The 23,755-nt window shown below is 60.6% G+C and carries 24 protein-coding genes; 13 read left to right on the forward strand and 11 right to left on the reverse strand.

Features of this window, described 5'->3' with window-relative positions; genetic code table 11:
- Positions 1-17 precede the first annotated feature (17 nt).
- The 9 genes from RHP74_RS14155 (at position 18) to RHP74_RS14195 (ending at position 11,495) form a co-directional block, all read left to right on the forward strand.
- A complete protein-coding gene (locus RHP74_RS14155) occupies positions 18-1,364 on the forward strand; it encodes a coproporphyrinogen III oxidase (RefSeq protein WP_311100045.1) in 1,347 nt (448 codons plus the stop codon).
- A 22-nt stretch (positions 1,365-1,386) separates the two neighbouring features.
- Positions 1,387-2,775 (forward strand): oxygen-independent coproporphyrinogen III oxidase, encoded by a 1,389-nt coding sequence (gene hemN, locus RHP74_RS14160; RefSeq protein WP_311100047.1) that lies wholly within the window; start codon positions 1,387-1,389, stop codon positions 2,773-2,775.
- 110 nt (positions 2,776-2,885) lie between these two features.
- Complete coding sequence (gene nosR, locus RHP74_RS14165) at positions 2,886-5,066, forward strand: transcriptional regulator NosR (RefSeq protein ID WP_311100049.1); 2,181 nt, start codon at positions 2,886-2,888, stop codon at positions 5,064-5,066.
- A gap of 53 nt (positions 5,067-5,119) precedes the next feature.
- The gene (gene nosZ / locus RHP74_RS14170; RefSeq protein ID WP_370654475.1) at positions 5,120-7,042 is read left to right on the forward strand and encodes a TAT-dependent nitrous-oxide reductase; all 1,923 of its coding nucleotides are present in this window, start codon (positions 5,120-5,122) and stop codon (positions 7,040-7,042) included.
- A 27-nt stretch (positions 7,043-7,069) separates the two neighbouring features.
- Positions 7,070-8,359 carry a nitrous oxide reductase family maturation protein NosD gene (locus RHP74_RS14175; RefSeq protein ID WP_077748417.1) on the forward strand — a complete coding sequence of 430 codons (1,290 nt, stop codon included), beginning with the start codon at positions 7,070-7,072 and terminating at the stop codon, positions 8,357-8,359.
- The gene (locus RHP74_RS14180; RefSeq protein WP_010460143.1) at positions 8,356-9,279 is read left to right on the forward strand and encodes an ABC transporter ATP-binding protein; all 924 of its coding nucleotides are present in this window, start codon (positions 8,356-8,358) and stop codon (positions 9,277-9,279) included. Before RHP74_RS14175 ends, RHP74_RS14180 begins: the two co-directional genes overlap by 4 nt.
- Positions 9,276-10,106, forward strand: coding sequence for an ABC transporter permease (locus RHP74_RS14185; RefSeq protein WP_010460145.1), 831 nt, complete (start codon positions 9,276-9,278; stop codon positions 10,104-10,106). Before RHP74_RS14180 ends, RHP74_RS14185 begins: the two co-directional genes overlap by 4 nt.
- A gap of 33 nt (positions 10,107-10,139) precedes the next feature.
- Positions 10,140-10,643 (forward strand): nitrous oxide reductase accessory protein NosL, encoded by a 504-nt coding sequence (locus RHP74_RS14190; RefSeq protein ID WP_311100053.1) that lies wholly within the window; start codon positions 10,140-10,142, stop codon positions 10,641-10,643.
- Positions 10,644-10,751: 108 nt separating this feature from the next.
- The gene (locus RHP74_RS14195) at positions 10,752-11,495 is read left to right on the forward strand and encodes an SDR family oxidoreductase (RefSeq protein WP_311100055.1); all 744 of its coding nucleotides are present in this window, start codon (positions 10,752-10,754) and stop codon (positions 11,493-11,495) included.
- Between the two features lie 705 nt (positions 11,496-12,200).
- Here the strand turns inward: RHP74_RS14195 and RHP74_RS14200 are convergent.
- The 11 genes from RHP74_RS14200 to nirS form a co-directional block, all read right to left on the reverse strand.
- Entirely contained in the window at positions 12,201-13,694 is a 1,494-nt protein-coding gene (locus RHP74_RS14200) for a cytochrome D1 domain-containing protein (RefSeq protein ID WP_311100057.1), read from the reverse strand.
- On the reverse strand, positions 13,691-14,530 hold the full coding sequence (gene cobA / locus RHP74_RS14205) for a uroporphyrinogen-III C-methyltransferase (RefSeq protein ID WP_311100059.1): 840 nt from the start codon (positions 14,528-14,530) through the stop codon (positions 13,691-13,693). Before cobA ends, RHP74_RS14200 begins: the two co-directional genes overlap by 4 nt.
- Before the next feature lie 70 nt (positions 14,531-14,600).
- Positions 14,601-15,779 (reverse strand): heme d1 biosynthesis radical SAM protein NirJ, encoded by a 1,179-nt coding sequence (gene nirJ / locus RHP74_RS14210; protein ID WP_311100060.1) that lies wholly within the window; start codon positions 15,777-15,779, stop codon positions 14,601-14,603.
- Positions 15,780-15,805: 26 nt separating this feature from the next.
- Complete coding sequence (locus RHP74_RS14215; protein WP_311100062.1) at positions 15,806-16,309, reverse strand: nitrite reductase; 504 nt, start codon at positions 16,307-16,309, stop codon at positions 15,806-15,808.
- Positions 16,284-16,727 carry an Lrp/AsnC family transcriptional regulator gene (locus RHP74_RS14220; RefSeq protein ID WP_010460162.1) on the reverse strand — a complete coding sequence of 148 codons (444 nt, stop codon included), beginning with the start codon at positions 16,725-16,727 and terminating at the stop codon, positions 16,284-16,286. Before RHP74_RS14220 ends, RHP74_RS14215 begins: the two co-directional genes overlap by 26 nt.
- Entirely contained in the window at positions 16,720-17,235 is a 516-nt protein-coding gene (locus RHP74_RS14225) for an Lrp/AsnC family transcriptional regulator (RefSeq protein ID WP_010460165.1), read from the reverse strand. Before RHP74_RS14225 ends, RHP74_RS14220 begins: the two co-directional genes overlap by 8 nt.
- Positions 17,232-17,690 carry an Lrp/AsnC family transcriptional regulator gene (locus RHP74_RS14230; RefSeq protein WP_010460166.1) on the reverse strand — a complete coding sequence of 153 codons (459 nt, stop codon included), beginning with the start codon at positions 17,688-17,690 and terminating at the stop codon, positions 17,232-17,234. Before RHP74_RS14230 ends, RHP74_RS14225 begins: the two co-directional genes overlap by 4 nt.
- A 1-nt stretch (position 17,691) precedes the next feature.
- Positions 17,692-18,870, reverse strand: coding sequence for a cytochrome D1 domain-containing protein (locus RHP74_RS14235; protein WP_169857764.1), 1,179 nt, complete (start codon positions 18,868-18,870; stop codon positions 17,692-17,694).
- Complete coding sequence (locus RHP74_RS14240) at positions 18,867-19,190, reverse strand: cytochrome c (RefSeq protein ID WP_017338897.1); 324 nt, start codon at positions 19,188-19,190, stop codon at positions 18,867-18,869. Before RHP74_RS14240 ends, RHP74_RS14235 begins: the two co-directional genes overlap by 4 nt.
- Before the next feature lie 19 nt (positions 19,191-19,209).
- A complete protein-coding gene (locus RHP74_RS14245) occupies positions 19,210-19,524 on the reverse strand; it encodes a c-type cytochrome (RefSeq protein ID WP_042932083.1) in 315 nt (104 codons plus the stop codon).
- Between the two features lie 24 nt (positions 19,525-19,548).
- The gene (nirS, locus tag RHP74_RS14250) at positions 19,549-21,117 is read right to left on the reverse strand and encodes a nitrite reductase (protein WP_311100483.1); all 1,569 of its coding nucleotides are present in this window, start codon (positions 21,115-21,117) and stop codon (positions 19,549-19,551) included.
- Between the two features lie 322 nt (positions 21,118-21,439).
- Between nirS and RHP74_RS14255 the strand changes: the two genes are divergently transcribed.
- From RHP74_RS14255 to RHP74_RS14270, 4 genes are all read left to right on the forward strand, one after another.
- Positions 21,440-22,231 carry a CbbQ/NirQ/NorQ/GpvN family protein gene (locus RHP74_RS14255; RefSeq protein WP_010460176.1) on the forward strand — a complete coding sequence of 264 codons (792 nt, stop codon included), beginning with the start codon at positions 21,440-21,442 and terminating at the stop codon, positions 22,229-22,231.
- The gene (locus RHP74_RS14260; RefSeq protein ID WP_077748427.1) at positions 22,215-22,802 is read left to right on the forward strand and encodes a cytochrome c oxidase subunit 3; all 588 of its coding nucleotides are present in this window, start codon (positions 22,215-22,217) and stop codon (positions 22,800-22,802) included. Before RHP74_RS14255 ends, RHP74_RS14260 begins: the two co-directional genes overlap by 17 nt.
- A 10-nt stretch (positions 22,803-22,812) precedes the next feature.
- A complete protein-coding gene (locus RHP74_RS14265) occupies positions 22,813-23,070 on the forward strand; it encodes a cytochrome C oxidase subunit IV family protein (protein ID WP_077748428.1) in 258 nt (85 codons plus the stop codon).
- A gap of 242 nt (positions 23,071-23,312) precedes the next feature.
- Positions 23,313-23,753: a cytochrome c gene (locus RHP74_RS14270; protein ID WP_311100067.1), complete on the forward strand. Its 441-nt coding sequence runs from the start codon at positions 23,313-23,315 to the stop codon at positions 23,751-23,753.
- The last annotated feature ends 2 nt before the right edge of the window (positions 23,754-23,755 follow it).

The following is a 23,755-nucleotide window of genomic DNA, read 5'->3' on the forward strand; positions in this document are numbered from 1 at the left end:
CAGTGTCGGAGACCTTCATGCTCGATTTCTTTTACAACCCCGGCGAGCTGGTCGCCCGGTGCGATCAGGGCGTGCTCGACCCCAACTGTCATGCCGACACACAAAAATTCCATGAGGGTATCGGATCACTGGATCTGCTTCGCGCGTTGCGCGTCAGCCGCCAGAAGCGACATCCGCTGTCCCTGAACGTGCAGCTACCCTCCAGTCTCAAGCTTTCCTTTTGTTCCCCTCGTGACAGCGCCGACGAGCACCAGGTTATTGAGCAGTACCTCCAGCATCTGGAGCAGGAGATCGACCTCGTCGGTTGCCACCTGGATGCGCAGCAACGGGTGGAACAGTTTCATCTGGGCGGCGGAACACTCACCACTGCTCACATAGGGCGGCTGATGAGTCACCTGCGTAGCCGTTTCAACTTTCTCTTACATGATTGCGGCGACTACAGCGTCGAGGTGGACCTCTATCAAACCGATTGGGCGACCATGGGCGTGCTGCGCGACCACGGTTTCAACCATGTCAGTATCGGCGTTCCGGATTTCGACAGCGACTGTGAAAGGTCGGTGGCCTGTTACCAGAACCCGGCGCCGATCCAGTCGCTCATGGACGCGGCGCGGACCTTTGGTTTTCGATCCATTAACGTCGATCTGGGTTTTGGCCATGCCTGGCAGACGCCAGACAGTTTTGCGTTGAAGCTGGCGAGCATTATCAAGCTGGAGCCAGACCGGCTGATGGTGTTCGATTATGCCCGGCCACCACGGCGCTATCGTCCGGTGCCCGGTGACAAAGTCAGAGCGCCGTGCAGCCAGGTCGATAAAGGCACGATGCGCCAAATCTGCTTTGATCAACTGCTTTGCGCGGGTTATCACTACATCGGTATGGGGCAGTTTGTCCGGCCCGATGATGATTTGGCCGTCGCCCAGGAGCGAGGCCGGTTGCGCCGCACCTGTGAGGGTTTCTCCCGTCACGGCTATTGCGATCATGTTGGATTCGGTTTGGGTGCCATTAGCCAGATCGACGATTTGTACACGCAAAACACCGACGAGATTGAACGCTATCAGCAGCAACTGGACATGCGGCAATTGCCGACGTGTCGAGGCTGGCGCTTCGAGGCGGGGGAGCAAATCAGGCAAATGGTCATGGAGCGACTGGCGTGTGATCTGGAACTGGATATACGCGCCATCGAAAGACGTTATGGGCTGGTTTTTTCCAGGTATTTCTCGTCGGTCTGGCCGTTGCTGGAGCAATTGAGTCGTGAGGGGTTGATTGAGTTGTCGGACCGCTTCATCAGCATTCTCCCTGCCGGTCGGCCGGAAGTGGATGCCATCTGCAACCTGTTTGAAAAGGATGTGGGCGGTGCGAGGTGTTAACCCATTTGCGAGTTGATTGATCATGAAGCCTTCCTTTGATTTCAATCGCGCCCTGGTCGAAAAGTATGACCGCCCGGGGCCGCGCTACACTTCTTATCCAACCGCGCCACAGTTCCATCAGGCCTTTGCCGTTGACGACTACCAGCGTGCCGCCCGCGAGAGCAACCAGGCGAGCGCGTCGAAACCGCTGTCGGTGTATATCCACATTCCGTTTTGCAAAAGTCTTTGTTACTACTGCGCCTGCAACAAAATCATTACCCAGAAAACCCATCGCGCCGTCGAGTACCTTCGGTACCTCAAGCTTGAGATTGCGATGCAGGCGGCCTTGTTCGACAGCACCCGTAAACTCACGCAATTGCACCTGGGCGGCGGCACGCCTACTTATTTAACCAGTGAACAGCTCGCGGACCTGATGGATTGCCTGCACCAGGCGTTCAACATGGATGACAGCGATGACCATGAATTTTCCATCGAAGTCGACCCGCGCACCATCAGCACCGAGCAGATCCAGTCGCTGCGCCAGTTGGGCTTCAATCGCCTGAGCTTCGGTGTTCAGGATTTCGACCCCGACGTGCAGGCCGCGGTCAATCGCCAGCAAAGTGAAGAGCAGATTTATGCGCTGGTTGCTGCGGCACGCGAGGCGCAATTCAAGTCGATCAGCGTCGATCTGATCTATGGCCTGCCGTTGCAAACCGTGCAGAGTTTCGACGTCACCCTCGGCAAGATCATCGCGCTGCGTCCGGACCGGATTGCCGCCTACAGCTACGCGCATCTGCCGGAAATGGTTCGCGCACAACGGTTGATTCGTCCCGCCGACATGCCGCCGCCGGAGCGCAAGCTGGAATTGCTTGAACTGACCATCCGCCGTCTGACCGCGGCCGGTTACGTCTATATCGGCATGGATCATTTCGCCTTGCCGGACGACGAGCTGTCGCTGGCCCGGGCCAATGGCACCCTGCAGCGTAACTTTCAGGGCTACTCCACCCACGCCGACTGCGACTTGATCGGCCTCGGCGTGTCCTCGATCGGCAAGGTCGGCGACAGCTACAGCCAGAGCGTCAAGGAGCTGTCTCAGTACTACGCGCGTCTGGACCAAGGCCTGCTACCGGTGCATCGCGGCTACCGCTTGAGCGCAGACGACTTGCTGCGCCGTGAAGTGATCAGCGACCTGATGTGCCATGGCCGTATTACGTTTAACCGCTATGAAATGCGTCATGACATTCTCTTCACCGAGTACTTTGCCGATGCCTTGGCCCAACTGGAGGAATATGTTCGCGACGGACTGCTGCAGATCCACTGCGACGAACTGGTGCTGTTACCACAGGGGCACTTGATGATGCGCAGTGCCGCGATGGCGTTTGACGCCTATCTGGGTAGTGAGCAAAAAGGCCTGTTTTCACGCACGGTTTGAGTCATTGGCGCCTGTCCTCATGGGCTAATTTCTCAAGTTGATTTCAATCAAGGGCAGGGGGCGCAACGCTCCCTAACATGACCGAAAGCCCTTTTGAAATCAGCGAGCCCATGACAATCCATCCGCCTTCGGTACACGGCAACCTGCGCGCCTGGGGCGTCGGGCTGGTGGTCATGCTAATGCTGATGCTCGCCACCTTTGAGGCGGTGCAAGCCAAGCAATACGGCGATATCGAGCAGCAGCGCATCGAGAAAACTTTCCCTCAGACCGATTCCGTTTCCGCCCCCGAAGGCCGGTTCAAGGTGCGCACGCTGTCCGCCGCCGGCAAAGTGCTCGGCTATGTGTTCCAGAGTCTGGACGTGGTGGACATTCCTGCCTACTCGGGCAAGCCGATCAATACCCAGGTGATCCTCGACACTGCTGGTGCGATTCAGGATGCCTATGTGCTGGAGCACCATGAGCCCATTCTGCTGATCGGCATTCCTGAGGCAAAACTTCACGGCTTCAGCGCCAGGTACAAGGGCATCAAGGTCAGCCAGCGGGTGGTCGTCGGCCATTCCAGCGACCCGAAGGCCGTCACCGTCGATGCGATTGCCGGGGCTACCGTCACGGCGATGGTGGTCAACGAGGTCATCATGCGCGCCGCCCACGACGTGGCCGTATCGCTCAAGCTGATCGAGGACACGGGCGGTGTGGCACGCATGCCTGCCACCGTGCGCCAGGACTTTTTCGAACCCGCCACCTGGGAGCAACTCACCGGCAACGGCGCCATCCGCCGCTTGAACCTGACCCGTGGTCAGGTCGACGCCGCCTTCAAGGGCACCGACGCCGAAGGCGTGGAAAACGCCGCCGCCGATCAGGTGGATGAGACCTTTATCGAGCTCTACACCGCCGACCTGAATCCGCCGACCATCGGCCGTGCGCTGCTGGGCGACAATCAATATCGCTTACTTATGCAGGACCTCAAGCCCGGCGAGCAGGCCATTGTGGTGCTGGGTCGTGGGCTTTTTTCCTATAAAGGCTCGGGGTATGTGCGCGGCGGGATTTTCGATCGGGTGCAATTGCGCCAGTTCGGCAACGTCATCAGTTTTCGCGACATGGACCATCAGCGGCTCTCCGACGTCTTTGCCAAGGGCATGCCGGAATTCACTGAAATGTCGATTTTCATTGTGCGCGAGCCGGCCCGGTTCGACCCGGGATCGCCCTGGTCCCTGGAATTGCTGGTGCGTCGTCAAACCGGGCCGCTCAGTGGCACGTTCAGCAGCTTCGAACTGCCTTATCAACTGCCCGAGCCATACCTTGAGCGGCCACTGCCCAGCGCCGAAGAATTGGCCGCCCTCGAGGAAGCCGGTCGGCCGATGTGGTTGACCATCTGGTACCAGAAATCCTTTCAGATCACCGTGCTCGGCAGCGCATTACTTCTGCTGATGGCGATCCTGTTCCTGCAGGACTCCTTCACACGTCGGCCACGTTTTCTGCACTGGCTGCGCCGAGGTTACCTGGTCTTTACCGTGGTGTTTCTCGGCTGGTATGCGCTGGGGCAGCTGTCGGTGGTCAATGTGCTGACCTTCGCCCATGCGCTGTTCGATCACTTTCGCTGGGAGCTGTTTCTCACCGACCCGCTGATCTTCATGCTCTGGGTCTTCACCGCTGCGAGCATTCTGCTGTGGGGGCGGGGCGTATTCTGCGGCTGGTTGTGCCCGTTCGGTGCCTTGCAGGAGCTGATCAACGAAGCCGCGCGCAAGCTGAGAATCCCCCAATACGAATTGCCTTTCGCGGTGCATGAACGGCTGTGGGCCATCAAATACATCATTTTGCTGCTGCTGTTCGGCCTCTCCCTTGAGTCGATGTCCACCGCCGAATTGTTCGCCGAGGTGGAACCGTTCAAGACCGCTGTCACCCTCAAGTTCGACCGCCAATGGTGGTTCGTCCTCTACGCGGTGGCACTGCTGGTCATCAACCTCTTCACCCGCAAAGTCTATTGCCGCTACATCTGCCCGTTGGGAGCCGCGCTGGCGATTCCGAGCAAATTTCGCCTGTTCGACTGGCTCAAACGCCGCAAGGACTGTGGCACACCCTGCCAGCTGTGCGCCAAGGAGTGCGAGATCCAGGCGATTCATCCCGATGGCCGAATCAATGCCAACGAGTGCCACTACTGCCTCGATTGCCAGATGACTTACCAGAACGACAACAAGTGTCCGCCGCTGATCAACAAGCGCAAGAAGCGCGGCAAACCGGCACCCATCGCTGTGCAACTGATACCTGTCGTGGAAGTGAGCGCTCTGGAATGAACCCCGCGAGCGCCTGTGCGCTGCGACCGTTTTTATCCCTTCAAGGAACACACCTGATGAACGACACAGAATCCAAGAAAACCACTGAAGTGCCGGAATCGACCGGCCTCAGTCGTCGCGGTTTCCTGGGCACCAGTGCGGTAACCGGCGCGGTACTGGCCGGTGCCACGGCCATCGGTGGCGCGGTGTTTACCCGTGAGACCTGGGCGGCTGCGGCCAAGGACGCGCAACTCAAAACCCACGTCGGGCCGGGCGAACTGGACCAGTACTACGGTTTCTGGAGTGGCGGTCATCAGGGGGAAGTGCGGATCATGGGCATTCCGTCGATGCGCGAGCTGTTGCGTGTACCGGTGTTCAACGTCGACTCCGCCACTGGCTGGGGCCTGACCAACGAAAGCAAACGGATCATGGGCGACAGCGCGCATTTCCAGAATGGCGACTGCCACCACCCGCATTTGTCCATGACTGACGGCAAGTACGACGGCAAATACCTGTTCATCAATGACAAGGCCAACAGCCGTGTTGCGCGAATCCGTCTGGACATCATGAAGTGCGACAAGATGCTCACCGTGCCCAATGTGCAGGCCGTTCACGGGCTGCGCCTGCAAAAAGTGCCGCACACAAAATACGTGTTCGCCAATGCCGAATTCGTGATTCCACACCCCAATGACGGCAGCACCTTCGACCTGCAGGACAAGAACAGCTACACGATGTTTAACGCCATCGACGCCGAGAAAATGGAGATGGCCTTCCAGGTCATTGTCGATGGCAACCTGGACAACACCGACGCCGACTACACCGGCAAATACGCGGCGTCCACCTGCTACAACTCGGAGAAGGCCTACGACCTGGGCGGCATGATGCGCAACGAGCGCGACTGGGTGGTGGTGTTCAACATCCCGCGCATCGAAGCGGCGATCAAGGCTGGCAAGTTCATCACCCTGGACGGCTCGAAAGTGCCGGTGGTCGACGGTCGTAAAACCGATGGCAAGGACAGCGCATTCACCCGTTACATCCCGACGCCGAAGAACCCCCACGGCCTCAATACCTCGCCTGATGGCAAATACTTCATTGCCAACGGCAAGCTTTCGCCGACCTGCACCATCATTGCCATCGCCAAGCTTGACGATCTGTTCGACGACAAATTCAAGGACCCGCGCGACGTGGTGGTCGGTGAACCCGAGCTCGGTCTGGGCCCGCTGCACACCACTTTCGACGGCCGCGGCAATGCGTATACCACGCTGTTTATCGACAGCCAGGTGGTTAAGTGGAACGTGGAGGAGGCCATTCGCGCGTACACCGGCGAGAAGGTCAACTACATCAAGCAGAAACTCGACGTGCAATACCAGCCAGGTCACAACCATGCGTCGCTGACCGAAACCAGTGAGGCCGACGGCCAATGGCTGATGGTGCTCAGCAAGTTTTCCAAGGATCGCTTCCTGCCGACGGGCCCGCTGCACCCGGAAAACGATCAACTGATCGATATCTCCGGCGAGGAAATGAAACTGGTGCATGACGGCCCGGCCTTCGCCGAACCCCACGACTGCGTCATGGCCCGCCGCGACCAGATCAAGACCAAGAAGATCTGGGACCGCAACGACCCGTTTTTTGCCGAGACGGTGGCGATCGCCGCCAAAGACGGGATCAAGCTGGAGACCGACAACAAGGTCATCCGCGACGGCAACAAAGTCCGCGTCTACATGACCTCGATGGCCCCGGCCTACGGTTTGCCGGAGTTCACCGTCAAACAAGGCAACGAGGTCACGGTGACCATCACCAACATCGACCAGATTGAAGACGTGACCCACGGCTTCGTGATGACCAACCATGGCGTGAGCATGGAAATCAGCCCGCAGCAGACCTCGTCGATCACCTTCATCGCCGACAAGGCCGGCCTGCACTGGTACTACTGCAGCTGGTTCTGCCATGCGCTGCACATGGAAATGGTCGGCCGCATGAAGGTCGAGAAGGCCTGACCGTTGCCCATCGACAGGAGCGAAGCAATGACTGATAGCAAGGGAAACCCGGTGACGGTCATTGCATTTGCGCTCCTGCTGATGTCCGGCAGCGCGCTGGCGGTGCAACCCATCACCTCGTTGCCGCTGCGGGTGGACGCCAATCAACGCTGGCACCTGCCGGTGGGGGAATACCGGGGCTCGTTCAGTGTCGATCAACCGATGCAGATTCTCTGCGAGCCCGGCGCGGTATTTCAGGGGGAGGGGCAGGGCAACGGTGTGATCATCAGCGCGCCGGATGTCGCCATCGAAGGCTGCACCTTTCTAAACTGGGGACACGACCTCACCGCCATGAATGCGGCGGTGTTTATCCAGCCCAAGGCCCATGGTGCGGTGATTAAAGGCAATCGCCTGCAGGGTAAGGGCTTCGGTATCTGGGTCGACGGCACTCAGGATGTGAGCCTGATCGACAACCGCATTCAGGGTGATCCGGCGATGCGTTCGCAAGATCGCGGCAACGGCATTCACCTGTATGCCGTGCATGGCGCCAAGGTCATTGGCAACCAGGTGCGCGACACCCGCGATGGCATCTACATCGACACCTCCAACGGCAACCTGCTGCAGGGCAATACCCTTGAAGACCTGCGCTACGGGGTGCATTACATGTTCGCCAACGATAACCAACTGATCGGCAACACCACCCGCCGCACCCGCACCGGCTACGCCTTGATGCAAAGCCGCAAGCTCACGGTGATCGGCAATCGCTCCGAACAGGACCAGAACTACGGGATCCTGATGAACTACATCACCTATTCAACCTTGCGTGACAACTTCGTCACTGACGTGCGCGACGGCTCGACCGGCGACAGCATGATCAGCGGCGCCGAGGGCAAGGCGCTGTTCATCTACAACTCGCTGTTCAACAGCATCGAACACAACCACTTCGAGCACAGCGCCGTGGGCATCCATCTCACCGCCGGCTCGGAAGACAACCGCATCGCCGACAACGCGTTTGTCGGCAACCAGCGGCAGGTCAAGTACGTCGCCACCCGCTTGCAGGAATGGTCGGTGGATGGCCGTGGTAACTACTGGAGCGATTACCTGGGCTGGGACCGCAACAACGACGGCCTCGGCGATATCGCCTACGAACCCAATGACAACGTCGACCGCCTGCTCTGGCTGTACCCGCAGGTACGACTGTTGATGAACAGCCCCGGCATCGAGTTGCTGCGCTGGGTGCAACGGGCCTTTCCGGTGATGAAATCGCCGGGGGTGCTGGACAGCCATCCGCTGATGAAATCATCCACTCAACCCCTGACCCAGGAGCCCAACTCATGAACGTCATCGACATCGAAGGCGTCAGCCAGCGCTATGGGCATGCCACCGTGTTGCATCAGCTCAACCTCAGCCTGGCGGAAGGTGAAGTGCTGGGTTTGTTCGGTCATAACGGCGCGGGCAAGACCACCAGCATGAAACTGGTGCTGGGCCTGCTCCAGCCCAGCGAAGGGCAGGTCCGGGTGTTCGGTCGCTTGCCCTGCGATCCCCACGTACGACGCCTGCTCGGTTATCTGCCGGAGAACGTGACGTTTTACCCGCAGCTGAGCGGTGTTGAAACCTTGCGCCATTTCGCGCGACTCAAAGGCGCCGCGTCCGCCCAAGTGGACGCACTGCTGGAGGAAGTCGGCCTGGCCGGTGCGGCGCATCGGCGGGTCAAGACCTACTCCAAGGGCATGCGTCAACGGTTGGGGCTGGCGCAGGCGCTACTCGGCGAGCCGCGTTTGTTGCTGCTCGACGAACCAACAGTCGGCCTCGACCCCATCGCCACTCAGGACTTGTATCGGTTGCTCGATCGCCTGCGCAGCCAAGGCACCAGCATCATTCTGTGTTCCCACGTCTTGCCCGGTGTCGAGGCGCACATCAACCGCGCCGCGATTCTGACCCAGGGACGTCTGCTGGCACTGGGGAGTCTACGCAGTTTGCGCGAGGAAGCCGGGTTGCCGACGCTGATTCGCGCCAACGGCCTCAAGCACGCCGGGCCCTTGCAGCAACGCTGGAACAACGCCGGGCACCTCACCGAGCGCTGGGGCGTCGAAGGTCTTGAAGTGGCCGCACTCAATGGCAGCAAGCTCGGGCTGTTGCGCCAGCTGCTCAATGAAGACGAGCCGGCCGACGTGGAAATCCATCAACCGTCGCTGGAAGATATTTACCGCTACTACATGAGCCGGGCCGGTGCGGCGCCAATCGGGGAGGCCGTATGAACGCTGTCTGGAACATGGCCCGCAAGGAATTCAGTGACGGTTTGCGCAATCGCTGGTTGTTGGCAATCAGTGTGTTGTTCGCGGTGCTGGCCATCGGCATCGCCTGGCTGGGCGCCGCGGCCTCCGGGCAGTTGGGTTTCACCTCGGTGCCGGCCACCATCGCCAGCCTCGCCAGTCTGGCGACGTTTTTGATGCCGTTGATTGCGTTGCTGTTGGCCTATGACGCCATCGTCGGCGAGGACGAGAGCGGCACGTTGCTGCTGTTGCTGACGTACCCCTTGGGTCGCGGGCAGATTCTGCTCGGCAAGTTTGTCGGCCACGGGTTGATCCTGGCGCTGGCGACGCTGATCGGTTTCGGCTGCGCCATGCTGGCCATCGCGGTGCTGGTGGACAACGTCGAACTGAGCCTGCTGCTTTGGGCGTTTGGCCGGTTCATGGCGTCGTCGACGTTGTTGGGTTGGGGGTTTCTGGGGTTGGCCTATGTGCTGAGCAGTGCTTCGGCCGAGAAATCCACGGCGGCCGGGCTGGCGCTGGGCGTGTGGTTCTTCTTCGTGCTGGTGTTCGATCTGGCCCTGCTGGCGCTGTTGGTGCTCAGCGAAGGGCAGTTCAACCCGAAAGTGCTGCCCTGGTTGCTGCTGCTCAACCCCGCTGACATCTATCGCCTGATCAACCTTTCCGGTTTTGAACCCGGTGCCGGCAACACGGGTGTGCTGACGCTTGGCAGCGATTTGCCGATGCCGGGCTCGATGCTCTGGCTATGCCTGTCGCTGTGGGTGGCGGTGCCATTGGGTTCGGCCTGGTTGTTGTTTCGTCGCCGAGCGACATGAATTTTCACTTTGATGGTTTTGGAGTAGTTGACGATGAATGCGTTTTATCTGACGACGATGCGCGCGGTGGCGGGCCTGATGATGTGCCTCCTGCTGACGGCCTGTGACAACCCAGTGCAAGCCACTTACAGCGACGCCGCCGCAGCCTTTCATCCCAGTGATGAATGCCATGTCTGCGGGATGATTATCGACGGATTCCCCGGGCCCAAGGGCGAAGTGGTCGAGCGGGCGGGGATCAAGAAGTTCTGTTCCACGGCGGAAATGATCGGCTGGTGGTTGCAGCCGGAAAACCATCATGGCGATGCCAAACTGTATGTCCACGACATGGGCCGCAGCCCGTGGAACGCGCCGAATGACGCCCACCTGATCGATGCCAAAGACGCCTTCTACGTGGTCGGTACCCAACTCAAAGGCGCCATGGGCGTGGTGCTGGCGTCGTTCTCAAGTCGCGAGGCCGCTGAAAAGCTTGCCGCTGAACAGGGCGGTCGCTTGCTGCGCTTCAGCGAGATCACTCCGGCGCTGCTGCAACAACACTAACGTCGTTTTAAAAGCCTGATCGCCGTCAAGTCGTTTTTTTGTCTCCTGCTCAAAGATAGGGCTCGCTACGTCCTCAGTGCTGGCATCCGTGATGCCCAGGAGAAAATGATGAAAACCGAGTTTCAAGATCGTTTGGCGGTGGTCACAGGTGCCAGCTCCGGGATCGGCCTGGCGCTGTGCGCCGCGCTGTTACCGCGCGGGGTCAAGGTGCTGGCGATGTCACGGACCCTCGGTGAATTGCCGGCCTTGCAGCAGATCTACGGCGAGCGGTTGCAGTGGTTTGCCGGGGACGTCACAAGTCAGCAAGACCTGAGCGAACTGGCCGAGCGCGCTGCGGCGATGGGCCCCGTGGACTATTTGGTGCCTAACGCGGGTGTCGCCGAGATGGCCGACAGCCTGGATATGCAGGCCTTCCAGCGTCAGTGGGCGGTCAACGGCGCCGGGGCGTTGAACACCCTGGCGGCGTTACGCGGTGAATTGGCGAGCCCGGCTTCGGTGGTGTTTGTCGGGAGCTTCCTGACCGGATCGAGCTTTCCCGGGTTGGCCGCTTGCATTGCCAGCAAGGCGGCGCTCGCGGCTCAGGCGCGGACGTTGGCGGTGGAGTTTGCGAGCTTTGATGTGCGCATTAATCTGGTCTCGCCGGGACCGACGGCTACCTCGATGTGGGATCACTTGGGGTTGAGCGATGGGGAGCTTGACGATGTTGCCGACACGCTTGGTAAACGTCTGTTGCCGGGGCATTTTCTTGATGCGGCGGCGGTGGCCAATGTGATTGTTTTTCAGCTGTCGCAGGGGGGTCGGGGTGTTTACGGCCAGGACTGGAAGGTTGATAACGGTTACACCTTGGGCTGAAGTCCGTTCGGGGTACATATCCGTTTCTGCGGTAACGGCTACTATTGATTCCGCTTTTACAGCGGGTCACTTGGAAAAGCGCCAAGTAACCAAACGCTTTCGCCCCTGACGTACGGTGCCTCGCCTAGGCTCGGCATGCCCTCGCTCCGGTCCTGCTCCGTGGGCCCGCCGCCATCGGCCATCCATGGCCGGGGGCGGCTACCGCGGCATCCTTGCCGCGGTGCCCACTGCGCAGAACCTGCGCTCGGCCTTCCGACGGGGCAGATCAAGATCAAGTTCAAAAGCCAGATCAAAAGCCAAAGCGAGGCGGCCTGATAGCCGACCTGATGTCTGTCAGGGGCATCGGCGGTGGACCTCCATGTCATGCCCGCCAAAAATCCAACTGTGGGAGCGAGCCTGCTCGCGAAGGCGGACTTACATTCAACATTGATGTCGACTGACAGGGCCTCATCGCGAGCAGGCTCGCTCCCACAGGGGAATGCGTACGCTTGAAGATACAGGCCGGCCGGTAGGCCGCCTCGCAGTGTTTTTGCGGTAGTCGCCCCCTCGAGAGGCCCACGGAGCAGGACCGGAGCGAGTGTATGGCGAGCCTCCGAACGAAAGGGGTAAAAGCGTTTTGGTTACTTGGCGCTTTTCCAAAGTGACTCGCTGTAAAAGCGAAACCAATAGCCGCCGTTACCAAAGAAACGGATATACCCCCAAGGCCTAGTGCGAAGTCCCCTCGGCAAACTCAATCTTGTTCCCCACGTTGTACTTGCCCGAAGGCTTGTTCATCGGAATGCGTTTGATCTCCTGCAAGGTGTTGCTGTCGTAGACGATCAGCGCGCCATCGGTGGCCCAGATGCTCAGCAGCAAGTAGCGGCCGTCGCGAGTGAACTCAACATGAGCGGCGGTTTTGCCGGGTACCGGGCGCAGTGTGTGGGCGATTTCCAGGGTCTGTTTGTCGATCAGGTGGATCGCATCGTTGTCGGGCCCGAAGAACACGTCAGTCCAGGCGTACCGCGAGTTGACATGACTGCGCATGAAGAAGCCCGGCCCCAGGGTCGGGATTTCCTTGATCAGTTTCCAGGTCTTGAAGTCGATGACCGAGATCAGTCCCTTGCTGATATTCGGCGTGGCGAACACCCATTCACCGTTGCGTTTCCAATAGGTCCCCGACCCCAAATGCGGCATGCCCGGCAGCGGTATGTCGGTGACCACCTTGCCGCTGTCGAGGTCGATGACCTGGCCGCCCTGGGCCTTGCGCGACGTGGCCAGCAGCTGTTTGTAGTCCGGCGAAAAGGAAAAATCATCGAGAAAATCCCCGGCAGGAATCCGCCGGGGTTCGAAATCCGGTGTGCCCGCCCAGGACAGCTCCCAGACTTCCTTCACGTCCTTGAGTGCGACGATGAAACTGTCGCGCGGCGGGGCGGAGTAAACCGCGCTGACCCGTGACGCGGTACCGTTCTGACCGATGGTCGGGATGGTTTTGACCAGCGACAGATCGCGGGCATCGAGCACCACCAGGTTGCCGGGCAAATAGTTGCCCACCAGCACCCAGCGTCCATCCTTGCTCACCGCCAGGTTGCGGGTGTTAAGGCCGGCGCGGACCTCGGCGATCAGCTTCAGGTTGTGCAAGTCATACAGACTGATCCAGCCGTCACGGGAAGCGAAGTAGACGAAGCGCCCGTCGGGCGAGAACTTCGGTCCGCCGTGCACGGCGAAGTGCGAAGCGAACCGCGCGAGCACCTCAAATCGGTCACCGTCGACGATGTCGATGTGATGGTCGCCAGCTTCTACCACCACAAACAGGTTCATCGGGTCGGCGCCGTGCTGGGGCGTGGAGGGCAGTTTGCTCAGGTCCGCGAGCATCGAGTAACTGCCGAGTATGTCGTCATTGCTCCAGGTGGGCGGGGTGGCGGGCGGTTGCTGAAGGTAATCCACCAGCGCGTCGACCTGCGCGGGGCTGAACACGTTGGCATAGCCGGTCATCTGGCTCGCGGGGCGACCGTTTTGAATCACGCTGCGGATTTCATCAGGTTTGATCCGGCTGAGGCTCTCAGGCAACAACGCCGGCCCTGCGCCGCCGAGACGGTTGATACCGTGACAGCTCTGGCAATGCTGCTGATAGAGTTGCGCCGCGTGTTCAAGTGCCGGCACTGCTGCGCCGGCCTGGGCCGCACTGACCCCTAACAGGTGGGCAAGTACGATGCGCCTCATATCGCCACCTTGGCGCGACGTAGCAGGGCTTGGGTCGGGTAGAGTCGCGCCGGGTATTCCAGCTGTTCTGCGTCAAACATATCGACCACTGAGCCGATTACCGTCAGTGTCGGAATACCCGGTGGACAATCCAGCGCGAGGGTCGGCAATTGGTGCAGCTTGCCGCGGGCGACGTGCTGGTCGGGTCGCGTGCCGTTGCTGATCAGCGCCGCCGGTGTGTCGGCCGACAGCCCGGCTTCGATCAAGCGTTGAGCGATGATCCCCAGGTTCGACAAGCCCATGTAAAACACCAGCGTCTGGCTACTGTCGGCGAGGCTGCTCCAAGGCAACGACAATTCGCCATCGCGTTGCAAATGGCCGGTGATGAACCGGCAGGAATTGACCAGGTCGCGGTGGGTCAACGGTATGCCTGCATAGGCGCTGCAGCCGGAAGCGGCGGTGATTCCCGGCACCACCTGGCAATCAATGCCGCGTTGCAGCAGGTACTCCAGCTCCTCGGCACCGCGACCGAAAATGAACGGGTCGCCGCCCTTGAGCCGGACCACGCGTTGCCCTTGATCGGCGAGGTCGGCCAGCAGCTCGTTGATCTGTTCCTGGGGCAGGCTGTGGCAACCGCTGGCCTTGCCGACGTAATGACGGGCGCAGGCGAGGGGAATCAGGGTCAGCAGTTCGGGGCTGATCAGCCGGTCGTACACCACGGCGTCGGCCTGCATCAACAGGCTCCACGCGCGCAGGGTCAGCAGGCGTGGATCGCCGGGGCCGGCGCCGACCAGGGCAACTTCGCCCGGCCGGAACGTCGACTCAAGTGTGGCCGGTATAGCAATTGATGGAGGCATGGGACGTCCTTGGTGCTTCATCAGGTTGGCCGGCCCCAGCCTTTGTCAGGTGGTTGGCCGGACGGGCTATTCAGTGGGTGATGCAAGGGATGTTCGTTGACGGCGTAACACCGATTTCGTCATCGCTGAGGTGGCAGCCGGGGTCCTGGTCCCACAGATCTCCCTCGGCCCAGGCACGCGTGCGGGTGTTGCCGTTGCAGATGGGCAACCAGCGGCATTGCGCGCAACGACCACCGACAGCGCGGGGATGCTCACGCAGGCGCAACAGCAGGGCATCCGGCTGATCCAGCCACAACGTGCGGAACGGCGTGCGGCGGACATTGCCCACCGAGTGCTGCCACCAGTAGGTGTCCGGGTGCACTTCGCCGGTGTTGTCGATATTGGCAATGCCGCTGCCGGAGGCGTTGCCACCCCAGGCGCGGAGCATGTTTTCCAGGCGTGGGTAATGCTCGGGAATACGAAGGGCTGCCCATTGCAGCAGCAGAATGGCATCGGCATCGTTGTTACCGCTGACAAAATCGCTGTCGCGCCCCTGTTGGATGTCTTCCCAGGCTCGCTCAAAGATCAACGTCATGGCCTCGCGGCTCATCTGCTGGTGCGCGTCGAGTTTGCGACTGCGTTTACCGCGACCGCTGTAGTTGAGGTGCGACAGATAAAACTTCTGCACGTCGTACTCGCGCATCAGCGCCAGTAATTGGGGTAACTGCGGATGGTTTTCCTGGGTCAGGGTAGTGCGCAGCCCGACGCGAATGCCTTGTTCGCGACAGAGCCGGATCGCCTGCATGGAGCGGGCGAAGCTGCCCTTGAGTTGGCGGAAAGCGTCATGGGTGGCTTCCAGTCCATCGATGCTGATGCCGACGTAATCGAAACTCGCTGCGCTGATCTGCGCAATGTTCTGCTCATCGATCAGCGTGCCGTTGGTGGACAAGGCCACATAGAAACCTTTGGCCCGGGCGTAGGCGCTGAGCACAAACAGATCCTCGCGCAACAGCGGTTCGCCACCGGAAAGTATCAACACCTTCACCCCGGCATCGTGCAAATCGTCGATCACGGTCAGCGCGGCGGCCGTATCCAGTTCGTCGCGAAAGACACTGTCGGCCGAGGTGGCGTAGCAATGTTTGCAGGTCAGGTTGCAGCGCCTGAGCAGGTTCCAGATCACCACCGGCGCCCGGTTACTGCCCGGTGGACTGGTTCTGGGTGCAGGCGCCTGGCCTGCCAGCGCACGCAAGTATTGGCTGATCCTCAACATGCAACTCTCCTTGAGTCAGGGCGTGTTCAGTGCGAAGCGACAGGTAATCGCAAGCCGGTTTTCTTCAGGATGCGGCTGCTCACCAGCATCTCGTCGCCAACACAGGCCTCGCCCAACAAATAGCGCAGGTGCTCGTGGTAGCTGTTGATCTCATCGCGGCTGCGGCCATGCACCATGGCGAACAGGTTGTAGCGCCATCCGGTTCGGCGCGGGCGGCGATAGCAGTGGCTCACGAAAGGCTGCGCGCCGATCAGCGCGCCGAGGCGCGTTATGTCGGTGTCGCGCACATCCCAGACCGTCATGCCGTTGTGGCGATAGCCCAGTCGGTAGTGATTGGGTACGGCGGCAATGCGCCGAATCGCGCCCTCGGCCTGCAAGCGCTTAAGTAGGTCCAGGGTGGATTCGATGCTTAATTCCAGTTGTTCGGCGAGCCACGCCCACGGGTCATCCAGCAACGGCAGACCGGCCTGGGTCAACGCAATCAGACGCTGGGCGAGGGTGTCTTCAGACCGGGAAATACAGACCGACATGGTAAGTCTCCTCCTTAGGCAGGTTGAGCAGGGGCAGGCCGGTCAGGGTTTCGATGCGCTGCAGCGTCTCGGCGATGCCTTCTTCGGTCGCGCAGCCAAGCACGAACCACATGTTCCAGGCGTGTTCGCGTCGGTAGTTGTGCGCCACTTCCGGCAGGCCATTGAGCTGTTCGGCGACGTCATCGAAACGTTCTTCCGGCACCGCCAACGCGGCGAGGGTGAAGGCGCCGCCCAGCCGTTCAATGTCGAACATCGGGCCGAAGCGTGTGAGCACGCCATCAGCGAGCAGGGTGTGCAATCGGTCGAGCAGTTCAGTGCTGCTGCTCTGCAGTTCGGCCGCCAATACCCGCCAGGGGTGGCGCACCAGCGGCAAGCCCAATTGCAAACGGTTGATCAGTCGGCGGTCCAGGTCATCCATGGGTCGGTACTCCGGTGCGCGAGGGCGCAAAACGGCCGCCGCACTGTTTGAAGACCTGGGTGCTGAACAGTAATTGATGGGGCAGGTCGCTCAGTAGATGCTCCTCCAACAACGCCTGGATCTGCGCCTCAACCTGCTCACGTTGACGCCCGTGCACCATGCAAAACAGGTTGTACCGCCACTGCGGCAGGCGCCGGGGCCGTTGATAGCAGAGGTTGATGCCGGGCGCTCGCCCCAGGCGCTGGCCGACTTCGTCAATCAGCGCATCGGGAATATCCAGCACCAGCATGGCGTTGGCGGTAAAACCCAGTGCGCGATGGTGCAGCACCAGGCCGATACGGCGAAACAGCCCTTGCTCGCTCCATTGGCGCATCTGTTCGAGTACCTGGTTTTCGTCAGCGTTGAGCCGTTCGGCGAGAGCCTGATACGGGCGCGACACCAGCGGCAACCCGCCTTCGAGGTGCCGGCGCAGCGCCAATGCTTGTTTGGGGTTCAATCCTGGTGTCATGAGTTTTCTCCCAGGGCAAAGCCCAGGTCGATGCGGTAGGCGGTCAACATCGGCAGGTCCAGCGGCATGAGGCCGGTGTCGTCCTCCAGTTCCTTGAGCACGCGGTCGATGTGTTGGCGATCAGGGCCGGTCAGCACAAACCACAGGTTGTAGAAATGCTCCCGTGCGTAGTTGTGATTGACCTCCGGGTACTGACTGACGCGATCGGCCACCTGTTGCAGGCGGTCAGCGGGCACGGCGAGGGCGGCGAGGGTGCTGGCCCCGGCGCGGCTGTGTTCGAACACCGGGCCGATGCGTGAGAGGGTGCCGGCCTGATCCATTTCTTCCAGGCAGGCCATCACCTGGGATTCGCGGCAACCGAGAATCCTGGCCATCTCCTTGTACGGTGACGGACACAGCGGCATGCCGTGCTGAAAGCGGTCGATGAGTTGGCGGCTGAGTCGTTCAAGGTCCATTTCAATACCCCATTTTCTGCGCGCGACTGCTGAAGAAGATGCCGCTCGGTGCCCTGGCGGGCAGGGTGCTCAGCAGCTTCAGGCGGTACGGATCCCAGACCTGGACCTGATCACCGTCGCGTAATGACAGCCACAATTGGTCGCCGCGAGCGGTGAATTCCATGTGCAGCACCGCTGGCCCGGGGCGCAGATCGGCGACCACGGCGTGGGTTTCGGTGTCGATGACCTGAACCCGATCGTTGTCCGGGTAGGCGAAATTGACCCACAGCTGCCGACCGTCCGGGCGCGATGTGACGAACACCGGTTGGCCGGCCACCGGAATCACGGCGGTCTGCTGCCAGGTGCGTGAATCCATCACCAACACTTGATGCCGGCCGACGGCGGGCACGAAGGCCTGGTTATCGGCGACGGCCCAGCCTTCCAGGTGCGGCATCTTGTAGACCGGGAGTTTCGCCTGACCGCGTCCGTAATCGCCGAGTACTCGCTGCACGCCGCGTTCTGGATGCCAGAGGTCGAGTTGCGCCATGCCGTCTTCACCGAACAGGCCGGCCATGTAATAGCGTCCGTCCGGGGTGATCAAGGCATCGTAGGGTTGCTCACCAATGCCGGTGAAACGGCTGATTTGTGGTGTGCTGCCCTGACTGAAATCGGCGGTCCAGATCTCGCCGGTATCGAACAGGCTGAAGACAAAACGTTGCCCCGGCGCGTCGACCAGGCCGACCACCCGGGAGCGCTTGCTGCCATCGGCCAGGGGCGTGGCCGGAATATCGGCCACCAGTTGCAGGGTGTCGGCATCAAAGACCTTGACCCCGCCGGGCACGTAGTTGGACACGGCGATCAGCTTGCCGTCCTGACTGATGGCGCCACCAATGCTGTTGCCGCCCTGGATGACGCGATGGTCGATACGCCAGGTCAGCAAGTCGATTTTGCTCAACCCGCCGTCGCGCCCGAACACATAGGCGTAGCGCTGGTCACGGGAGAACACCACCGAGGCATGGGACAGATCGCCCAAACCCTCGAGTCGGGCCAGTGCGGTGTGGGTGTCGCTTTCGATGATTTGTACGCTTGCGGTGGCGCGCTCCACGACCAGGCCCAAGTCGCCGGTGCCACGCAATGGTGGCTGAACGCAAGCGGACAACAACAGCCCGGTCGCCGCTGACAGCAGGATTGAACGGATCATGGTGCGGGATATCCCTGGAGAAGTAGATCGACCAGCCAACGGATGTCGCCGGGGCTGAGCAACGGGGCCCAACCGGGCATCGCGGTGCCGGGCCGGCCTTGGGTGACGGTGGCAATCAGGCTGTCCCTGGATTTGCCGGCCAGCGCTGCGCGCGTCAGTTCGGGGCCTAGCCCGCCAGTCAGGTGCAGCCCATGGCAGGCACCGCAGTCCTGGGTCAGCAGGTGTTCGAGTTGCGCCTGACGCTGGGCGTCCGGCGCCGCAACCGCGGTTGCGCAAATGAGGAGGAGGGCCGCCAGAATCACAGCGTGTCGATACACCATCAAGACGCCCTCCTGGCGGTTATTTGAGTGTCAGTACCCAAGTCGCGAGCGTTTTCGCTTCTTCTTCAGTCACCGGGTTGGCCGGCATGGGCATCGGCCCCCAGTTGCCTTGTGTACCGTTCTTGATGTGGCTCGCGAGGGTGTCCACGGCTCCGGGTACGCCAGCGTTCTTGGCCGCTACATCCTTGAGCGCAGGGCCGACAATCTTGGTGTCGATGGAATGACAGGCTGCGCAGGGTTTGCTCTTGAACAGCTCCAGCGCGTCTTGGGCCATGGCCGGTTGCACACTCAGCGCAGCGGTCAGGGCGAACAGTGAAAACAGAGTATTTTTCATGGTGTTTCCTTGCATTGATGGAGCTCAATAGATGTCGTGTTGGGTGTTGTAGACGTTGAACTTCCCGGTGGGTGTGATCAGTCGTTTGTCCTTGATGACTGACTTGAGCTTCAGTGTTTTGTCGTCGATCACCACCAGCGCCGACTCGTCTGCCTGGCCACTCCACACGGAGAACCAGACTTCATCGCCGGCCTTGTTGTATTCCGGTTGCACGACGCGCATGGCGCCTTGCTTGATGCCCGCGTATTCAGCGATGGGCAGCACGGTGTAGCCGGCGTCGAGTTTGTCGAGGTTGAACACCGCCACTGACTGACTGAGTTTTGTATCCGGGTTGAGGGTGGTATCGACGTACAGATGACGGGAGTTGGGATGGGTTTTGATGAACAGCGATCCACCGCCCTGACCCTTGAGTGAGGCGACCTGCTTCCAGGCGTATTGCGGGTGTTTGGTCGGGTCGGTGCCGATCAGCGAGATGCCGTCATCACCCAGGTGGCTGGTGGCCCAGACCGGGCCATAGGTCGGGTGGTTGAAGTTGGCGCCGCGACCCGGGTGAGGGGTTTTGCCGACGTCCACCAGCGCGGTCAACTTGCGCTCCTTGGAGTCGATCACGGCGACCTTGTTGGAGTTGTTGGCGGCGGTCATGAAGTAGCGGTGCGTGCTGTCCCAACCACCGTCATGCAGGAAGGGCGCAGCATCGATGTAGGTGACAGTGAGGTTTTTGATGTCCTGGTAATTGACCAGCATCACCTTGCCGGTTTCCTTGACGTTGACGATGAACTCCGGCCATTCGTGGGAGGCGATGATCGCCGCGACCCGAGGCTCGGGGTGATATTCCTGTTTGTCGACGGTCATGCCGCGGGTCGAAACGATCTGCTTCGGCTCCAGGGTTTCGCCATCCATGATGGTGAACTGCGGCGGCCAATAAGAACCAGCGATGGTGTATTTGTCTTCGTAGCCCTTGAACTTGGAGGTCTCGACCGAGCGCGCCTCGATGCCCACTTTGACTTCGGCGACCTTGGTCGGCTCCACCGGCCACAGGTCAATCATGTCGATCCGGGCGTCTCGACCGATCACCAGCAGGTAGCGGCCTGAGGCAGAGATCCGCGAGATGTGCACCGCGTAACCGGTCTCGATGAGTTTGACGATCTTCTTGCTGTCACCGTCGATCAGGGCGATCTTGCCGTCATCGCGTAACGTCACCGAAAACAGGTTCGGCAGGTAGAGTTTGCTCAGCTGCTTCTTCGGACGATCTTCGGGTTTGACCAACACTTTCCAGGTTTTCAGCGTCTCGGCCATGCCCCATTCCGGTGGCGTCGGCGGCGTGTGCTGAATGAACTTGGCCATGACCGTGATCTGATCCTTGTTCAGTGCATTGGACGTCCCCCAGTTCGGCATGCCCGCCGGTGACCCGTAGGTAATCAAGGCTTCCAGATACGGTTGCCCGCGGCTTTGGGTAATGTCCGGCGTCAGCGGTTTGCCCGTGGCCCCTTTGCGCAAAACGCCGTGGCAGCCTGCGCAGCGCTGGAAATAGATTTCCTTGGATGAGTCGAACTCGGCCTGGCTCATGTCGGGAGCGCCAGCAGTTTTAACCATGGGCAGGTTGGCCACCACTGCGGCGGGCTCTTCAGCGCTGGCGGCATGACCCACCACCAGGGCCAGTGACGAACACAATGCAGCGCGGGTCAGGGCAAACGTTTTTCTATTGCTGATCAGCATTCCATTTCTCCTCAGGCAAGACCTTTGCGATGTGCTGAAACGGCAGCGCAGAACGCAGGTTCTCAGTGCCGTGCAAGGCTATGCCCGAGCAGGCCAATGTTCGCTTGACGACGATCAAGTTTGCCGGCCATCTCACTTGCCAGGTTGTCGCAGGGGCCCGTAGCGTGTTCCTTGAATCCGCTTTTGGAACAGGCAGCCCATGGACCGTAACCCGTCTTGCGAACCCTTCTATCAACCGCTCAACAATGAGGAGGCGCTGTTCGAGCAAGCCTGGCGACACGGCATGCCGGTGCTGATCAAAGGCCCGACGGGATGCGGCAAGACCCGCTTTGTCCAGCACATGGCCCATCGGCTGAAACTGCCGCTGTACACCGTGGCTTGCCATGACGATCTGAGCGCGGCCGACCTGATCGGCCGCCACCTGATCGGTGCCCAGGGCACCTGGTGGCAGGACGGACCGCTGACCCGCGCGGTGCGTGAAGGCGGCATCTGTTACCTCGACGAAGTGGTCGAGGCGCGTCAGGACACAGTGGTCGTATTGCATCCATTGGCCGATGATCGTCGTGAACTGTTCCTGGAACGCACCGGCGAAGTGCTGAAGGCGCCGCCGTCCTTCATGCTGGTGGTCTCCTACAACCCCGGTTACCAGAACCTGCTCAAAGGCATGAAACCCAGCACCCGCCAACGTTTCGTGGCGATGCGTTTCGGCTATCCACCGGTGGCCGACGAAGAACGTATCGTGGCCCGGGAAGCCCAGGTGGACACCGCGCTGGCGGCGCAAGTGGTGCGGTTGGGCCAGGCGCTGCGCCGGCTCGATCAACATGATCTGGAAGAGGTCGCCTCAACGCGGCTGCTGATTTTTACCGCGCGCATGATCCGCTCCGGCATGAGCCCGCGTGAGGCCTGCATGGCCTGCCTGGCCGAGCCGCTGAGCGACGATCCGTTGACCGTTGCCGCGCTGATGGACGTGGTTGATGTCCACTTCGGCTGAGTCCGCGGGCGTCTTGCGCCGTCACTTGCCGGGCGATCTGGCGATGTGGTTTTTCATTCTGGCCGAGCTGTCGGTGTTCGCCATCCTGATCCTGGCGTTCGCCGTGACCCAAGCGCTCAAACCGCAGATGTTCAGTGAAAGCCGCCTGTTGCTGAACACCTCAACCGGGTTGGCGATGACCCTGAGCCTGCTCACTGCGGGGCTGTTCGCCGCGCTGGCGCAAGAGCAAGTCAGGCACTCGCGGCCGCGTCACGGAGCGGTCTTCCTGCTGATGGCGTTACTCGCCGCCAGTGTCTACGTGGTGCTGAAACTCACGGAATACAGGCACTTGCTCGCCTCGGGGCTGGGCATGGAGCACAACACCTTTTTCACCCTCTACTGGATCCTCACCGGTTTTCATTTTCTCCACGTACTGCTCGGCATGGTCATTCTCGGGTGGCTCGCGGAGCGCTGTCGCCGTGGCTTGTACGACGCCAGCAAGCGCAGCGGGTTTGAATCCGGCGTGCTCTATTGGCACATGGTCGATCTGATCTGGGTCATGCTGTTTCCGCTGGTCTACGTGCTGAGTTGACGAGGTTCTCATGTCTGTTTCCAGGGTATTGCTCGTCTGTTGGGCGGCGCTTGCCACGTTAAGTGTGTGCACGGTGGTGTTGGCCCACGTTGGCGCGACATCGCTGCTGTCGATGGCCATCTTGCTGGTGGCGGTGGGCAAGGCGTGGCTGATCACCGACGGCTTCATGGAGATGCGCCACGCACCGCGACTGTGGCGCCGGTTGATGTTGAGCTGGGCGCTGGTGTTGGCGACGGTTGTAGGCCTGACGCTGGAGGTGGTCCGCTGAAGGAATACAGCCCGTAAAACAGCACAACTTTTAACGTGGGAGCGAGCCTGCTCGCGAAGGAGCCGTCACATTCAACATCCAAGTTGACTGACACTCTGCCTTTGCGAGCAGGCTCGCTCCCACATTCGATCTGCGTTGTCAGTAATACCCGACCAAAACCATCTGACTTTCTTGATCGCCATCAAGCAGGTTTCAACCCTTCGCTTCCTATCATGGACGGGCCAAGCAAAGAGGAAGCGACCATGTCAGAGACCTTCACCAAAGGCATGGCCAGGAATATCTATTTCGGGGGAAGCATCTTCTTCTTCCTGATATTCCTGGTCTTGACCTATCACACGGAACAGACCTTTCCGGCCCGCAGCAATGAGGCGCAGCTCACCGAATCCGTGGTGCGCGGAAAGTTGGTCTGGGAGCAAAACAATTGCATCGGCTGCCACACGCTGCTGGGCGAGGGCGCCTACTTTGCGCCTGAGCTGGGCAACGTGTTCCAGCGGCGCGGTGGGGAAGCGGGCTTCAAACCCTTTCTGCATGCCTGGATGAAAATGCAGCCACTGGGTGTACCCGGCCGGCGCGCGATGCCGCAGTTCAAGTTGAGTGACCAGGAGGTGGATGACATCGCCGAGTTCCTCAAATGGAGCTCGAACATCAACACCAATGGCTGGCCGCCAAACAAGGAGGGCTAAGC

It is taken from the genome of Pseudomonas sp. SG20052, from assembly GCF_031766055.1.
GTDB lineage: Bacteria > Pseudomonadota > Gammaproteobacteria > Pseudomonadales > Pseudomonadaceae > Aquipseudomonas > Aquipseudomonas mandelii.

Excerpts from the sequence above, each read along its gene's own strand:
- RHP74_RS14155 (WP_311100045.1), top strand. The coding sequence starts at position 18 with ATGCTCGATTTCTTTTACAACCCCGGCGAGCTGGTCGCCCGGTGCGAT.
- hemN (WP_311100047.1), top strand. The coding sequence starts at position 1,387 with ATGAAGCCTTCCTTTGATTTCAATCGCGCCCTGGTCGAAAAGTATGAC.
- nosR (WP_311100049.1), top strand. The coding sequence starts at position 2,886 with ATGACAATCCATCCGCCTTCGGTACACGGCAACCTGCGCGCCTGGGGC.
- RHP74_RS14175 (WP_077748417.1), top strand. The coding sequence starts at position 7,070 with ATGACTGATAGCAAGGGAAACCCGGTGACGGTCATTGCATTTGCGCTC.
- RHP74_RS14180 (WP_010460143.1), top strand. The coding sequence starts at position 8,356 with ATGAACGTCATCGACATCGAAGGCGTCAGCCAGCGCTATGGGCATGCC.
- RHP74_RS14185 (WP_010460145.1), top strand. The coding sequence starts at position 9,276 with ATGAACGCTGTCTGGAACATGGCCCGCAAGGAATTCAGTGACGGTTTG.
- RHP74_RS14190 (WP_311100053.1), top strand. The coding sequence starts at position 10,140 with ATGAATGCGTTTTATCTGACGACGATGCGCGCGGTGGCGGGCCTGATG.
- RHP74_RS14195 (WP_311100055.1), top strand. The coding sequence starts at position 10,752 with ATGAAAACCGAGTTTCAAGATCGTTTGGCGGTGGTCACAGGTGCCAGC.
- RHP74_RS14200 (WP_311100057.1), bottom strand. The coding sequence starts at position 13,694 with ATGAGGCGCATCGTACTTGCCCACCTGTTAGGGGTCAGTGCGGCCCAG.
- cobA (WP_311100059.1), bottom strand. The coding sequence starts at position 14,530 with ATGCCTCCATCAATTGCTATACCGGCCACACTTGAGTCGACGTTCCGG.
- nirJ (WP_311100060.1), bottom strand. The coding sequence starts at position 15,779 with ATGTTGAGGATCAGCCAATACTTGCGTGCGCTGGCAGGCCAGGCGCCT.
- RHP74_RS14215 (WP_311100062.1), bottom strand. The coding sequence starts at position 16,309 with ATGTCGGTCTGTATTTCCCGGTCTGAAGACACCCTCGCCCAGCGTCTG.
- RHP74_RS14220 (WP_010460162.1), bottom strand. The coding sequence starts at position 16,727 with ATGGATGACCTGGACCGCCGACTGATCAACCGTTTGCAATTGGGCTTG.
- RHP74_RS14225 (WP_010460165.1), bottom strand. The coding sequence starts at position 17,235 with ATGACACCAGGATTGAACCCCAAACAAGCATTGGCGCTGCGCCGGCAC.
- RHP74_RS14230 (WP_010460166.1), bottom strand. The coding sequence starts at position 17,690 with ATGGACCTTGAACGACTCAGCCGCCAACTCATCGACCGCTTTCAGCAC.
- RHP74_RS14235 (WP_169857764.1), bottom strand. The coding sequence starts at position 18,870 with ATGATCCGTTCAATCCTGCTGTCAGCGGCGACCGGGCTGTTGTTGTCC.
- RHP74_RS14240 (WP_017338897.1), bottom strand. The coding sequence starts at position 19,190 with ATGGTGTATCGACACGCTGTGATTCTGGCGGCCCTCCTCCTCATTTGC.
- RHP74_RS14245 (WP_042932083.1), bottom strand. The coding sequence starts at position 19,524 with ATGAAAAATACTCTGTTTTCACTGTTCGCCCTGACCGCTGCGCTGAGT.
- nirS (WP_311100483.1), bottom strand. The coding sequence starts at position 21,117 with ATGGTTAAAACTGCTGGCGCTCCCGACATGAGCCAGGCCGAGTTCGAC.
- RHP74_RS14255 (WP_010460176.1), top strand. The coding sequence starts at position 21,440 with ATGGACCGTAACCCGTCTTGCGAACCCTTCTATCAACCGCTCAACAAT.
- RHP74_RS14260 (WP_077748427.1), top strand. The coding sequence starts at position 22,215 with ATGTCCACTTCGGCTGAGTCCGCGGGCGTCTTGCGCCGTCACTTGCCG.
- RHP74_RS14265 (WP_077748428.1), top strand. The coding sequence starts at position 22,813 with ATGTCTGTTTCCAGGGTATTGCTCGTCTGTTGGGCGGCGCTTGCCACG.
- RHP74_RS14270 (WP_311100067.1), top strand. The coding sequence starts at position 23,313 with ATGTCAGAGACCTTCACCAAAGGCATGGCCAGGAATATCTATTTCGGG.